Genomic DNA, 13707 nt, shown 5'->3' on the forward strand with positions numbered 1-13707 from the left:
GGTCATTGATACTGCTCCAGCAGATTGGCGATACCTTCCGGGGTCAGATGAACATGGGTATCTTCATCCACCATCATGGTTGGGCCTTTGTCACAGTTGCCCAGGCAGCAGGTTGGCAGCAGGGTAAAGCGGCCATCGGCTGTGGTCTGGCCCGGCTTGATATTCAGATTCTGCTCAAGCGCAGCCTGAATGCCCTGGAAACCGGTGATGTGGCACACCACGCTGTCGCAATAACGAATGACGTGACGGCCAACCGGCGTGCGGTAGATCTGGCTGTAAAACGTCGCCACACCTTCTACGTCACTGGCTGGAATGCCCAACACTTCAGCAATGGCATTGATGGCGCCATCTGGCACCCATCCACGCTGCTTCTGCACGATCTTCAACGCTTCAATTGAGGCGGCGCGTGCATCCTCGTAATGGTGTTTTTCGTGCTCAATAGCGTGGTGCTCGGTCTCGCTCAGCACAAAGACCTCATCAGGGTCGATAGTGTGAATGGCAATTTTTTGATCGTGCATAATTAGCGGTCCACGTCTGACATAACAAAATCGATACTACCGAGGTATACGATCAAGTCGGATACCAGGCTGCCGCGGATCACCGATGGGATCTGCTGCAGGTGCGGGAAGCTTGGCGTACGCACACGGGTGCGGTAGCTCATGGTGCTGCCATCGCTGGTCAGGTAGTAGCTGTTGATCCCTTTAGTCGCTTCAATCATCTGGAAGGATTCGTTGGCCGGCATGACCGGGCCCCACGAAACTTGCAGGAAGTGCGTGATCAGGGTTTCGATGTGTTGCAGCGTGCGCTCTTTTGGTGGCGGCGTGGTCAGCGGGTGATCCGCTTTGAACGGGCCTTCCGGCATGTTTTTCAGGCACTGTTCCAGAATGCGCAGTGACTGCCACATCTCTTCCATTTTGAGCTGAACGCGGGTGTAAGCATCACTGATGCCAGCGCCAACCGGGATCTCAAAGTCGAAGTTTTCGTAGCCTGAATATGGACGCCATTTACGCACATCAAAGTCGAGGCCGGTGGCACGCAGGCCAGCACCGGTGGTACCCCACGCCAGCGCTTCATCCATGTTGTACGCCGCAACGCCTTGCGAACGGCCCATCAGCACGGTGTTACGCAGTGCGGCTTTGTCATACTCTTTCAGACGCTTCGGCATCCAGTCGAGGAACTCACGCAGCAGACGCTCCCACCCTTTCGGCAGATCGTGCGCCACGCCGCCGATGCGGAACCAGGCTGGGTGCATACGGAAACCGGTAATCGCTTCAACCACGTCATAAATTTTCTGACGGTCGGTGAAGGCGAAGAACACCGGCGTCATGGCGCCCACGTCCTGGATAAAGGTGGAGATGTACAGCAAGTGACTGTTGATACGGAACAGCTCTGACAGCATCACGCGGATCACGTTGACGCGATCCGGCACGGTGATGCCGGCTAATTTTTCCACCGCCAGCACGTAAGGCATCTCGTTCACGCAGCCGCCGAGATATTCGATACGGTCGGTGTACGGAATGTAGCTGTGCCAGGATTGGCGCTCGCCCATCTTCTCAGCACCACGATGGTGGTAGCCGACATCCGGCACGCAGTCGACGATCTCTTCGCCATCCAACTGCAGAATGATACGGAAGGCACCGTGCGCGGACGGGTGGTTAGGACCCAGGTTGAGGAACATGAAATCCTCATTGGTGGTGCTACGCTTCATGCCCCAGTCTTCAGGCTTGAAGGTCAGCGCCTCCATCTCCAGATCTTCTTTCTGTTTGGTCAGTTCGAACGGGTCGAACTCAGTGGCACGCGCCGGGTAATCTTTACGCAGCGGATGGCCTTCCCAGGTCTGAGGCATCATGATGCGCGTCAGGTGCGGGTGACCATTAAAGGTGATACCAAACATCTCCCAGGTCTCGCGCTCATACCAGTTGGCATTGGCGAAGATTTTGGTGATGGTCGGCACATTCAGATCGTTTTCAGACAGCGCCACCTTGAGCATGATGTCGCGGTTGCGTTCAATCGACAGCAGGTGATAGAAAACGGAAAAATCCGCGGCGGGTAGACCGGCGCGGTGGGTACGTAAACGCTCATCGAAACCGTGCAAGTCATACAGCATGACGTACGGCTTTGGCAGCTTACGCAGGAATTCGACAATTTCCAGTAACTGTTCACGTTTCACCCAGACGACCGGAATACCGGTGCGGGTGGCCTGAACGGTAAAGGCATCCGGCCCAAAACGGTTACGCAGCTCGCCGACCACTGGATCATCCAGATGGTCGCGGGTTTGCCATGCAGGCTGAGCGAGATCTTGCGTGGTTAAATCTGTCATACGTTACTCACCATTCCGGCCTGTAATCAGGCGCTAAAAGAAGGCGTCAGGATGGCGGCGCGCATTAAATTGTGATGTTCTGCTGCGGCCGTTGTGCCATCCGTGTACGGGAAGCTTAGACTTCGTCTGGCGTTCTCAGGTTAGTGACGGCAATACGCTCGCCGCGTTTTCTCTCACGCTCTGGCTGCATATTGGCGCGATAAACGCCCTGATCACCCACCACCCACGACAGTGGACGGCGCTCTTTACCAATCGACTCACGCAGCAGCAGCAGCGCTTGCATGTAAGCTTCAGGACGCGGTGGGCAGCCCGGAATGTACACGTCAACCGGCAGGAATTTATCCACGCCTTGCACCACAGAATAGATGTCGTACATGCCGCCCGAGTTTGCACAAGCACCCATGGAGATCACCCATTTCGGTTCCAGCATCTGGTCATACAAACGCTGAATAACCGGCGCCATTTTGGTAAACGGCGTACCGGCGATCACCATAAAGTCAGCCTGACGTGGGGAGGCGCGCATGACTTCCGCACCAAAACGCGCCACGTCATGCACCGCAGTGAATGACGTGGTCATTTCCACGTAGCAACAGGAAAGACCGAAATTGTACGGCCAGAGAGAGTTTTTACGACCCCAGTTCACCATGTCATGCAGGGCATGCTCGAGCTTGCCCATATAGACGCTGCGATGAACGTGCTGCTCCAGAGGATCGGTAACAATCTCCTGTTTCTGCAGCGGATAGCGATCGTTATCACCGCCGCCGTTCGGGTCTACGCGTGTCAGCGTGTAGTCCATCTTATTGCCTCGCTTTTACTGCTTATGAGGGTTGGTGTGGTTGTGACTGACCGGAATTGATTTGACCACTACGCGACGACGCGCAGGAGCCCAATCCAGTGCACCGATGCGCACCAGATAAACCAGGCCTGCCAATAGCACCAAAATGAAAATTGCGGCTTCGACAAAGCCGACCCATCCGCTCTCACGGATTGAAGTCGACCAGGCGTATAAATAGAGGGCTTCGACGTCGAAAATAACGAAGAACATCGCAACCAGATAGAATTTAGCGGAGAGGCGAATATGGGTATCACCGACGGATTCGATACCCGATTCAAACGGGGTGTCTTTATGGCGCGCCCGCGCACGACCACCTAACAACCAACCGCCGGTCAACATGAAGGCACACAGGCCAAATGCAATAACAATAAAAACAATAAACGCCCAGTGATGAGCGATCACTTCTGTGGTTGTCGACATACTCTTTGCTTACTCATCAAAAGTGGCGCTGGCATCCTGCACTGTTGCAGCAAACACACCACATGAATTCAAGGGAAGGATAAAAAACCTTGTAAACTATGCTGTCATTATCAAATAAGCAGCAATTTTATGGGGTTTTTTACTCCTTTCTATAACCTTTTGTCAACTTTGACAAAAGCATCCAAACATTAATTAACACCCGTAGCATATTATTAACAAATGAACCCCATCATACCAGCTAAATCGCTTCAGTTTGTGAGGTTAATTTCAGTGTAGCGGGTATTCACATGCATGGATCGTGCATTTAACAATCATATTTTGACAGGTCTTACAGGGATTTCCCCCCCCTTATAGGGGGTATTTTTTTGATCCAGAACACATAATGGTGTTTTTTGCTGTAAAAATCGGCGATCGGTACAGGCAAATGCCCAGGGAAAGATGGCACGGAATGATAAAGAAGTTCCACTTTGAGCAAAAATGGAACAATTTCCATTTTTCAGGAAGAGAAGAAAATTATTGGTGGTGAATCGCGTTAGAAAGCGTGAATTAAAATGCATAAAAAAAGCCTTAGCTGATGTTTATCAGTCTAAGGCTCATTTTGATAAGTTTTAACAATTAAACGGTATTCCAACGTGAAGGAATAACCCGCTATTGTTGACCTTACTCTTCGTCATCCAGCAGCAGGGTGCCATCTGGATTTGCCGTCAGATTGTAAGGATCGTTGGTGGACTGCATCGCGTTGAAGATCGCCAGCGCCAACTCGTTATCACTGTCTGGGTTACGGCACAGCAGGTACTGAGTATCGGGCAATACCGGCAGCCCTTCAGCCGCACCCATTACACGCAGCTCTGGGCTCATCATCTCAACCGGGCGTGCTGTGACACCCAGACCCGCTTTCACTGCCGCACGCACTGCTGCCAGCGTTGATGCAACATAGGAAATGCGCCATGGGATGCCCGCTTCATTCAGGTGATCGATAGCCATGTCACGGTACGGACTTGGCTCATCCAGCAGCACCAGTGGAATGGCTTCGCCGCGCTGGAAGATGTAATCCGCAGCACAGTACCAAAGCGTCGGAGAAGTACGCAGGACCTGATGGGTGAAATTACCAGGACTGGACGTGGTGACAACCAGATCAACCTCACCCTGATTCAGCATTTCCATCATGAACGGGTTGCGTTTGACGCGCACATCAATGGCCAGCTTCGGATAGACCGACGTTACGCGGTTAAGCAGGAACGGCAGAATGGTATCGGAAGTGTCATCGGAGGCGCCGATGGTCAGTACGCCCTGGATGTTGCTGTACATTAAAGAGGTGCACGCTTCGTCATTGAAACGAAGGATCTTTCTGGCGTAGCCTAGCAACTGGATGCCATGCTCCGTCAACAGTTTATTACGTCCATGTCTGGCAAACAGCTCTTTACCTACCAATTGTTCCAGACGTTGCATCTGCTGACTTACTGCGGATTGCGTTCTGCACACTGCTGCAGCCGCCGCCGCAAAAGTATTCAAGTCAGCAACAGCAACAAAAGTACGCAGCAGATCGAGGTCGAGATTCAGTATCGGACGATTTGCATTAGTCATGTTTTTTCTTCACTTATAAGATTTTTTAAAACTACTACCCTGGTGTATTACCCTACTTATCAAATAGATAAGAGGTAATGGTGCTTAATGACAGCCCTGTGTGGAGCTGTCATGGAAAAATCGTGTCAGGCGGATGCCGACGGATACGTCACTCTGTATTCAGAGGAGTGCCGTCAAATAAGACAGAACAACTTCGGGTACGAAGACGTATGTCGCACAGATGCTGGAAGCTGCGTAGTTGTCTAGTTTCCCGCGAAAACGGCCTGCGGGTCAAAAAGAGATAACATCATGTTATGCTGATGCGAAGCGATAAAGTGCATCAAATAATAAATTATACTTAATCATTTTTACGCTTTAAAGGGAAATGTTTTCGATCAAATCATCGCATTTTTTGACCAAATCCCTTTTCCGCCACATCCTGCCACAACAGCGCTCATTTTTTAACCCCCCAGGTTCTTAAACTGCTGCAGCCGCGTTAAAGTTACAGTGTAAATGCTATTTAACCTGCTGCTGTTATCAGAATAGGTCACTTCGCAGCGCTTCATGCTGCCACCTTAAACTGATTAAGAATGCGTGACATTTAATGGCACCAGCGATGGCTGCAACGGCACTGTTTAGTTCTTAGACATCCAACAAGATTTCTTTAACTATTTCATCAGGTCGCTAATGGTTTTTTTTGCAGGATGTAAATAAAAAATTTCTTAATGACCTTCATTACCCATGGATTAACGGCTTTACAGTGCCAGCACAAACCACCAGCATTTTATATTACAAAAAAATCAAACAATAGAGTTATTAACCAGATTAACCTTCGCAAACTGCGTTTTACGCCACCCAAGACAGGAATCATTGGCAAACGCGCCAAAACCTTAAGCCGCCCTTCTTTTGTGACAGTGAGAGGAGTAAATTGGGCAGGTTTGATTTTGGTGGCAGGTTAAAGGACTCTGCCCGTTAAGGCGGTAACGATGAATTTTCAAATTGATAAATCCGGCAAGCTGGAAAATGTCTGTTATGACATCCGTGGCCCGGTACTGAAAGAAGCTAAGCGTCTGGAAGAAGAAGGTAATAAAGTTCTCAAACTCAACATCGGCAACCCTGCCCCGTTTGGTTTTGAAGCCCCTGATGAAATTCTGGTTGATGTGATTCGCAACCTGCCGAGTTCGCAAGGCTATTGTGATTCAAAAGGGCTGTATTCGGCGCGTAAAGCGATTATGCAGCACTACCAGGCGCGTGATATGCGCGATGTTACCGTCGAAGATATCTACATTGGTAACGGTGTCTCTGAACTGATTGTGCAGGCGATGCAAGCATTGCTGAACAGTGGTGATGAGATGCTGGTACCTGCGCCAGATTATCCGTTATGGACGGCAGCCGTGTCGCTGTCGAGCGGTAAAGCTGTGCATTATCTGTGTGATGAGTCTGCGGGCTGGTTCCCGGATTTGGACGATATCCGCAGTAAGATCACCCCGCGCACGCGTGGCATCGTCATCATTAACCCGAACAACCCAACGGGTGCGGTGTACAGCAAAGAACTGCTGATGGAAGTGGTGGAGATTGCGCGTCAGCACAACCTGATCATTTTCGCTGACGAAATCTACGACAAGATTTTGTATGACGAGTCACAGCACCATTCGATTGCGGCACTGGCGCCGGATCTGCTGACCGTGACCTTTAATGGTCTGTCTAAAACCTACCGTGTTGCGGGATTCCGTCAGGGTTGGATGGTGTTAAACGGTCCGAAGAAACACGCTAAGGGCTATATCGAAGGGCTGGAGATGCTGGCGTCGATGCGTTTGTGCGCCAACGTGCCTGCTCAGCATGCGATTCAAACGGCGTTAGGTGGCTATCAAAGTATCAGCGAGTTTATTGCACCTGGTGGTCGTTTGTATGAACAGCGCCAACGTGCCTGGGAATTGATCAACGACATTCCGGGCGTCAGCTGCGTGAAACCGCAAGGCGCTTTGTACATGTTCCCGCGCATCGATCCCAAGAAATTCAACGTCTTTGATGATCAAAAAATGGTGCTGGATTTCCTGTTACAAGAGAAAGTGCTACTGGTTCAGGGTACCGCCTTTAACTGGCCATGGCCGGATCACGTGCGCATCGTCACCTTGCCACGTGTTGATGATCTGGAAATGGCGATCAATAAATTTGGTCGTTTCCTCCAAGGCTATCGTCAGTAGTCTGACACACTGACCCGCAATGCATGCATGCAGCAAGTGAATGAATCCAGGTTGCTTACCTGCGTGAGCGACTAGGGTAAGTGAACGCAGCTAACGTACATGCAACCCGAAGTATGAAGGGTATATACTGTTTTCATCTCGGGGAAGGCACTCCTTCCCCGCCGTGAGAACAGGAACCGTCTATGACCCGTAGCCACTTTTTTGCTCATCTCTCCCGTCTTAAACTGATTAATCGCTGGCCATTGATGCGCAACGTTCGCACCGAAAATGTCTCTGAACACAGTCTTCAGGTGGCGATGGTGGCGCATGCGTTGGCCATTATCAAAAACAAAAAATTTAACGGCAATCTCAATGCAGAGCGTATTGCGATGCTGGCGCTGTATCACGATGCCAGTGAAGTGCTGACCGGTGATTTACCCACGCCGGTGAAGTATTACAACGCGCAAATTGCTCATGAGTACAAAAAGATCGAAAAGATCGCTCAGCAGAAGTTGATCGAGATGTTGCCGCCGGAATTGCAGGATGCCTACCGTCCGTTGATTGACGAGCATTTGCATAGCGAGAGTGAACAAGCGGTGGTGAAGCAGGCTGACGCGCTGTGCGCCTACGTGAAATGTCTGGAAGAGCTGTCAGCAGGAAATAACGAGTTTTTGCTGGCTAAGGCACGTCTGGAGAAAACATTGTCACAGCGTCGTTCCCCCGAAATGGATTACTTTGTAGAGATATTCATTCCAAGCTTTAGCCTGTCGCTGGATGAAATTTCTCAGGATACCCCATTATAAAAAACGGGCCGCTATGGCCCGTTCTGTCAGACGTTGGCAGAAAGCGTAAACATGCCGTTTTCTGTAGGTGAAACCACCAGCGGTTCCAGTGTTTTCACCTGCCAGGTCACTTCATTCAGGCGCGGGGCATCCGTGGGGGCATTAACAGCAACCACTGCACTGCGCGCCTCCAGCCCGGCAATAATGCCGGCGGGCGCATCTTCAACCACAACGCATTCCGCTGCAGGCAGTCCCAGGCGTTCAGCACCCAGCAGATACGGCTCCGGGTTCGGTTTACCCAATTTGATGTTTTCTGCGGTAATGAACACCTCCGGCATCGGTAAACCCGCCGCTTTGTGACGCGCGTGAGCCACCGGGATAGATCCTGAAGTCACTATCGCCCAGGGAATCTGCAGTTCGTTGAGTGTGGCGAGCAATGCCTTTGCCCCCGGAATCGCTTGCACGCCCTGCGTATCTTCTGCTTCTAAACGCTCAAGCCACATAAACTCCGCCTGAATCGCCTCTTCAGACTGGCCTGCCATAAAATGGCGCAGTGAATTGATCGCTGGCTTACCGTGTATGAAGTTCAGGACTTCTTCCGCCGCAAGACCCTGGCGCTCGCCCCACAATGACCATGCGCGGATCACCGCAGGCAACGAATCCACCAATGTACCGTCCAAATCAAACAGAAAACCCCTGTACTCCACGCGTTGCTCCTTATTCAGGCATTAAGAATCTGCGCGATTTCGTTCGCGCTAAGATGATACTGACGCGGACAAGTGTGCCACACCGCCAGCATACGTTGGTATTTTTCCCACATCGGCGTCTGAGCATTGAAGCCGTGAGTTCCAGAATCAAAATGGGTGTAGCGTCCTTCGACGTTCACCATAAAGCGCACATAGCCGAGATAGCGCGCCTCGGTGGCCGCATCAAAGCCGAGAAACGCCAGACGGCGCTCTTCGATATTATTGGCTTCTTTCAGGTTCGACCAGGAGACATGCAGCGCATGGTGCATTTCCATAATATCGATGAGTTGGCGGCAGGTGGCTTCCGTTAGCTCGCCAAACTCTTTGTCGAGTTCGCGCAATTGCAGGCCGTAGCCCCGTTCGATGATGGTCTGGTAGCGGCGATAGCGCTCCGCATTTTCCGGCTCAAGCATCGCCATCATTTTGTATTGATTGGAGAGGATCAGTCGTTGTGCATGGGTCATTTCCACGGTTCGCTCCCGGGCCATCACGGCCGCTTAAGATTTAACAATGGATAAATGATTACACAAGGAAAGCGATGCGTGTTTGCCCGCATCACTTTTCTTTGATTTAAACCCGGTTACTGCACACATTCTCTGGCAGTAAAAGGGGATGATCGATCAAAGATCGTCGAGGAAGGTACGGTCGAGTTGTTTGAAGGCGCGCTTCAGCACATCGGCCAGCGCCTGATAAGTCGGTTTACCATCAACAGGGGCAATCGCTTGTCCCGCTTCTTCCAGTTTTGCGCGCACTTCGTGGAACCAGTGCAGCAACGTCGGCGGCAATGGCGTGATGGAGCGCTTACCCAGCCACCACAATCCCTGCATCGGCAGACTGCAGGCAAACAGTGCGGTGGCAATCGCCGGTCCCAACTGTCCGCCCATGGCGATTTGCCACGTCAGGGTGAATATCGCCAGCGGGGGCATAAAGCGGATGGCAAAACGCGTTGCCGTCACCACGCGGTTTTCCGGGAACATGGGGGCCAGTCGCTTATCGGCTGGCCAGGTCTTCATGTAACGCTGACCGTTCTGGAATAAACCAAACCAGCCGGGATTGCTTGTGTCATTCGCCATGATAGACCTCAACTAATTCTGCAACGATTAAAATATAATGATAACTACACAACTTTACGTGACATCCTTCAAAAGATTTTGTCTTTGCGGGTGACAGTGGGTATTCTGACGCCGTTTTAGCAACATTACCGGAAGCTTCAGCTCAATAAAAGAGCGGTTCAGAGCCATGTTTCGCTAAGCAGATTTCAAAAATCTGCGTAAAATTACCGAAATTTTTTTGCATGTCGGTCTCTTTTTGACTACCGCATGATGTTAATCATTAATCTACCAGCATTCATGGGCTACGCTGTTAGTCTGATTGCGTTATTTTTAGCCACTCTTTAATCAATAGGTACTTCCATGTCAACGAAGTTAGTACTGGTTCTGAACTGCGGCAGCTCTTCACTTAAGTTTGCCATCCTCAATCCAGCCACCGGTGACGAATATCTGTCAGGTCTGGCGGAGTGTTTCCATTTACCTGAAGCGCGTATCAAATGGAAACTGGAAGGCAGCAAACAAGAAGCGCCTCTCGGCGCAGGTGCAGCGCACAGTGAAGCGCTGAACTTTATTGTTAAAACTATTCTGGCACAAAAACCAGAGCTTTCGGCACAAATCGCTGCAATCGGCCATCGTATCGTTCACGGCGGCGAGCAGCTGACTCAATCGGTGATCATCGATGAATCGGTGATTCAGGGCATTAAAGATGCTTCCTCTTTTGCTCCGCTGCATAACCCGGCGCATCTGATCGGTATCGACGAAGCACTGAAGAACTTCCCTCATCTGTCAGATAAGAATGTGGCGGTTTTTGATACGGCATTCCATCAGACTATGCCGGAAGAGTCATATCTTTATGCTCTGCCGTACAAACTGTACAAAGAGCACGGCGTTCGTCGCTACGGCGCACACGGCACCAGCCACTACTATGTGACGCAGGAAGCCGCCAAAATGCTGAACAAGCCAGTTAATGAACTGAATATCATTACTTGCCACCTCGGCAACGGCGGTTCAGTCTCTGCTATCCGTAACGGCCAGTGCGTCGATACTTCTATGGGTCTGACACCGCTGGAAGGTCTGGTGATGGGCACCCGCAGTGGTGATATCGACCCGGCTATCGTGTTCTTCCTGCATGACACCCTCGGTATGAGCGTGGATGCGATCAATAAACTGCTGACCAAAGAGTCTGGTCTGCTGGGTCTGACCGAAGTCACCAGTGACTGCCGCTATGTTGAAGACAACTACGCGACCAAAGAAGATGCCAAGCGTGCGATGGACGTGTTCTGCCATCGTCTGGCGAAATACATCGGCAGCTACACCGCGCTGATGGAAGGTCGTCTGGATGCCGTGGTGTTCACCGGTGGTATCGGTGAGAACGCGGCGATGGTGCGTGAGCTGGCGCTGGCGAAACTGGGTCTTCTGGGCTTTGAAGTGGATCACGAGCGTAACCTCGCGGCCCGCTTCGGTAAGTCTGGCTTTATCAACAAAGAGGGCACCCGCCCGGCCGTGGTGATCCCAACCAACGAAGAGTTGGTTATCGCCCAGGACGCCGCGCGTCTGACCGCCTAAATACACTTCTCTCCGTCAGCTCAGGCTGACGGAGTTGTTTTGGCTAGTCTGCAACACCTGAGAGGTTTTTATAGTGTCACGTACAATCATGCTCATCCCTACCGGCACCAGCGTCGGCCTGACCAGCGTCAGCCTCGGCGTGATTCGTGCCATGGAGCGCAAAGGCGTTCGCCTGAGCGTGTTCAAGCCGATTGCCCAGCCACGTGCGGGCGGCGATGCGCCCGATCAGACCACCACCATCATTCGTAAGAACTCCGCGATCCCTGCCGCTGAACCGCTGCAGATGTCACGCGTTGAGTCACTGCTGGGTTCGAACCAGCAAGACGTGTTGATGGAAGAGATCATCGCTAACTACCACGCTAATGCGCAAGACGCGGAAGTGGTGTTGGTTGAAGGACTGGTGCCAACCCGCAAGCATCAGTTTGCCTCTTCACTGAACTATGAAATCGCAAAAACCCTGAATGCGGAAATCGTGTTTGTGACGGCGCTGGGCAATGATTCGCCTGCGCAATTGAAAGAGCGCATTGAATTAACGCAAAGCAGCTTTGGCGGCAGTAAGAACAAAAACATCACCGGCGTGATCATTAATAAACTGAATGCGCCAGTGGATGAGCAGGGTCGTACGCGCCCTGACCTGTCTGAAATTTTCGATGATTCGACGAAAGCAAATATTGCCAATATCGATCCTAAGCAGCTGTTTGCTAACAGCCCATTGCCGATTCTGGGCTGTGTACCCTGGAGTTTCGATCTGATCGCGACGCGTGCCATCGATATGTGCCGCCATCTGAATGCAGAGATCATTAACGAAGGTGAGATCCAGACCCGCCGCGTGAAATCGGTGACGTTCTGCGCACGTAGCATTCCGCATATGCTGGAGCACTTCCGTCCGGGTTCACTGCTGGTGACATCGGCCGATCGTCCAGACGTGCTGGTTGCAGCTTGTCTCGCCGCCATGAACGGTATTGAGATCGGTGCCGTGTTGCTGACCGGTGGTTATCAGATTGAAGCACCGATTGCGCGTCTGTGTGAACGTGCCTTCCAGACGGGCCTGCCGGTTTTTATGGTGAAAACCAATACCTGGCAGACCTCACTGAGCCTGCAGAGCTTTAATCTGGAAGTGCCTGCAGATGATACCCAGCGCATTGAGAAGGTGCAGGAGTATGTGGCCAGCTTTATCGATGCCGATTGGGTGGAATCACTCACTGCGACTTCCGAACGTAGCCGTCGTCTGTCTCCACCAGCCTTCCGTTATCAACTGACCGAGCTGGCACGTAAAGCAGGCAAACGCATTGTGCTGCCAGAAGGCGACGAGCCGCGTACCGTGAAAGCCGCTGCGATTTGTGCCGAGCGTGGCATTGCATCTTGTGTACTGTTGGGTAACCCGGATGAGATCCAGCGTGTCGCTGCCGCTCAGGGTGTGGTGCTGGGCCAGGGCATTGAGATTGTCGATCCAGAAGTGGTGCGCGAGAATTATGTGCCGCGTTTGGTTGAGTTGCGTAAGAGCAAAGGCATGACCGAAGTGGTCGCGCAGGAGCAGCTGGAAGATAACGTGATGCTCGGCACCATGATGCTGGAGCGCGGTGAAGTGGACGGTTTGGTGTCAGGTGCTGTTCATACCACCGCCAATACCATTCGTCCGCCGTTGCAGTTGATCAAGACCGCGCCAAACAGTTCACTGGTGTCTTCCGTGTTCTTTATGCTGCTGCCTGAGCAGGTGCTGGTGTACGGTGACTGCGCGATTAACCCGGATCCGAATCCAGAACAGCTGGCAGAGATCGCGATTCAGTCTGCGGATTCCGCCAAAGCCTTTGGTATCGATCCACGCGTGGCGATGATTTCTTACTCAACCGGTAACTCCGGTGCGGGTAGCGACGTTGAGAAGGTACGCGAAGCGACGCGTATCGCGCAGGAGAAACGTCCTGATCTGGTGATCGATGGTCCGTTGCAGTATGACGCTGCGATTATGGAAGATGTGGCGAAGTCGAAAGCACCAAACTCTGCCGTTGCAGGCCGTGCGACCGTGTTTATCTTCCCGGATCTGAACACCGGTAACACCACTTACAAAGCGGTTCAGCGTTCGGCCGACCTGATTTCCATCGGGCCGATGCTGCAGGGTATGCGCAAGCCAGTGAACGATCTGTCACGTGGCGCATTGGTGGATGACATTGTTTATACCATCGCACTGACCGCGATTCAGTCAAAGCAGGCGGAAGGTTAATTCCTTTTTCTTTCTGCTGAACGTA

13 protein-coding genes are annotated in these 13707 nt (G+C 51.9%); 5 read left to right on the plus strand and 8 right to left on the minus strand.

Features of this window, described 5'->3' with window-relative positions; all coding sequences use genetic code 11:
- Positions 1 to 2 precede the first annotated feature (2 nt).
- The 5 genes from nuoE to lrhA all read right to left on the minus strand — a co-directional run bounded on the left by nuoE (position 3) and on the right by lrhA (position 5159).
- The gene (gene nuoE, locus JK231_RS06735) at positions 3 to 518 is read right to left on the minus strand and encodes an NADH-quinone oxidoreductase subunit NuoE (protein ID WP_058961298.1); all 516 of its coding nucleotides are present in this window, start codon (positions 516 to 518) and stop codon (positions 3 to 5) included.
- 2 nt (positions 519 to 520) lie between these two features.
- The gene (gene nuoC, locus JK231_RS06740; protein WP_097116580.1) at positions 521 to 2320 is read right to left on the minus strand and encodes an NADH-quinone oxidoreductase subunit C/D; all 1800 of its coding nucleotides are present in this window, start codon (positions 2318 to 2320) and stop codon (positions 521 to 523) included.
- A gap of 115 nt (positions 2321 to 2435) precedes the next feature.
- Positions 2436 to 3116, minus strand: a complete 681-nt coding sequence (locus JK231_RS06745) for an NADH-quinone oxidoreductase subunit B (protein ID WP_007889318.1) — start codon at positions 3114 to 3116, stop codon at positions 2436 to 2438.
- Between the two features lie 15 nt (positions 3117 to 3131).
- Positions 3132 to 3575: an NADH-quinone oxidoreductase subunit A gene (locus JK231_RS06750; RefSeq protein ID WP_034825074.1), complete on the minus strand. Its 444-nt coding sequence runs from the start codon at positions 3573 to 3575 to the stop codon at positions 3132 to 3134.
- A gap of 660 nt (positions 3576 to 4235) precedes the next feature.
- Positions 4236 to 5159, minus strand: coding sequence for a transcriptional regulator LrhA (lrhA, locus tag JK231_RS06755; RefSeq protein ID WP_034825076.1), 924 nt, complete (start codon positions 5157 to 5159; stop codon positions 4236 to 4238).
- A 704-nt stretch (positions 5160 to 5863) separates the two neighbouring features.
- On the opposite strand from lrhA, the gene JK231_RS06760 reads away from it, so the two are divergent.
- The 3 genes from JK231_RS06760 (at position 5864) to yfbR (ending at position 8124) form a co-directional block, all read left to right on the plus strand.
- Complete coding sequence (locus tag JK231_RS06760) at positions 5864 to 6097, plus strand: hypothetical protein (RefSeq protein WP_211728248.1); 234 nt, start codon at positions 5864 to 5866, stop codon at positions 6095 to 6097.
- Positions 6098 to 6124: 27 nt separating this feature from the next.
- Positions 6125 to 7342, plus strand: coding sequence for a pyridoxal phosphate-dependent aminotransferase (locus JK231_RS06765; protein WP_211728249.1), 1218 nt, complete (start codon positions 6125 to 6127; stop codon positions 7340 to 7342).
- A gap of 182 nt (positions 7343 to 7524) precedes the next feature.
- The gene (yfbR, locus tag JK231_RS06770; protein ID WP_034825080.1) at positions 7525 to 8124 is read left to right on the plus strand and encodes a 5'-deoxynucleotidase; all 600 of its coding nucleotides are present in this window, start codon (positions 7525 to 7527) and stop codon (positions 8122 to 8124) included.
- A gap of 26 nt (positions 8125 to 8150) precedes the next feature.
- Here the strand turns inward: yfbR and JK231_RS06775 are convergent, their stop codons facing one another.
- From JK231_RS06775 to yfbV, 3 genes are all read right to left on the minus strand, one after another.
- Positions 8151 to 8810, minus strand: a complete 660-nt coding sequence (locus JK231_RS06775) for a sugar phosphatase (protein WP_058961295.1) — start codon at positions 8808 to 8810, stop codon at positions 8151 to 8153.
- A gap of 14 nt (positions 8811 to 8824) precedes the next feature.
- Positions 8825 to 9319, minus strand: a complete 495-nt coding sequence (locus JK231_RS06780; RefSeq protein WP_097116578.1) for a YfbU family protein — start codon at positions 9317 to 9319, stop codon at positions 8825 to 8827.
- Between the two features lie 150 nt (positions 9320 to 9469).
- Complete coding sequence (gene yfbV, locus JK231_RS06785) at positions 9470 to 9922, minus strand: terminus macrodomain insulation protein YfbV (RefSeq protein WP_034825085.1); 453 nt, start codon at positions 9920 to 9922, stop codon at positions 9470 to 9472.
- 339 nt (positions 9923 to 10261) lie between these two features.
- On the opposite strand from yfbV, the gene ackA reads away from it, so the two are divergent.
- Entirely contained in the window at positions 10262 to 11464 is a 1203-nt protein-coding gene (gene ackA / locus JK231_RS06790) for an acetate kinase (RefSeq protein ID WP_097116577.1), read from the plus strand.
- Between the two features lie 73 nt (positions 11465 to 11537).
- On the plus strand, positions 11538 to 13682 hold the full coding sequence (gene pta, locus JK231_RS06795; RefSeq protein WP_176505707.1) for a phosphate acetyltransferase: 2145 nt from the start codon (positions 11538 to 11540) through the stop codon (positions 13680 to 13682).
- Positions 13683 to 13707: the final 25 nt, after the last annotated feature.

Source organism: Pantoea sp. JGM49, assembly GCF_018257655.1.
GTDB classification, from domain to species: Bacteria; Pseudomonadota; Gammaproteobacteria; order Enterobacterales; family Enterobacteriaceae; genus Pantoea; species Pantoea communis.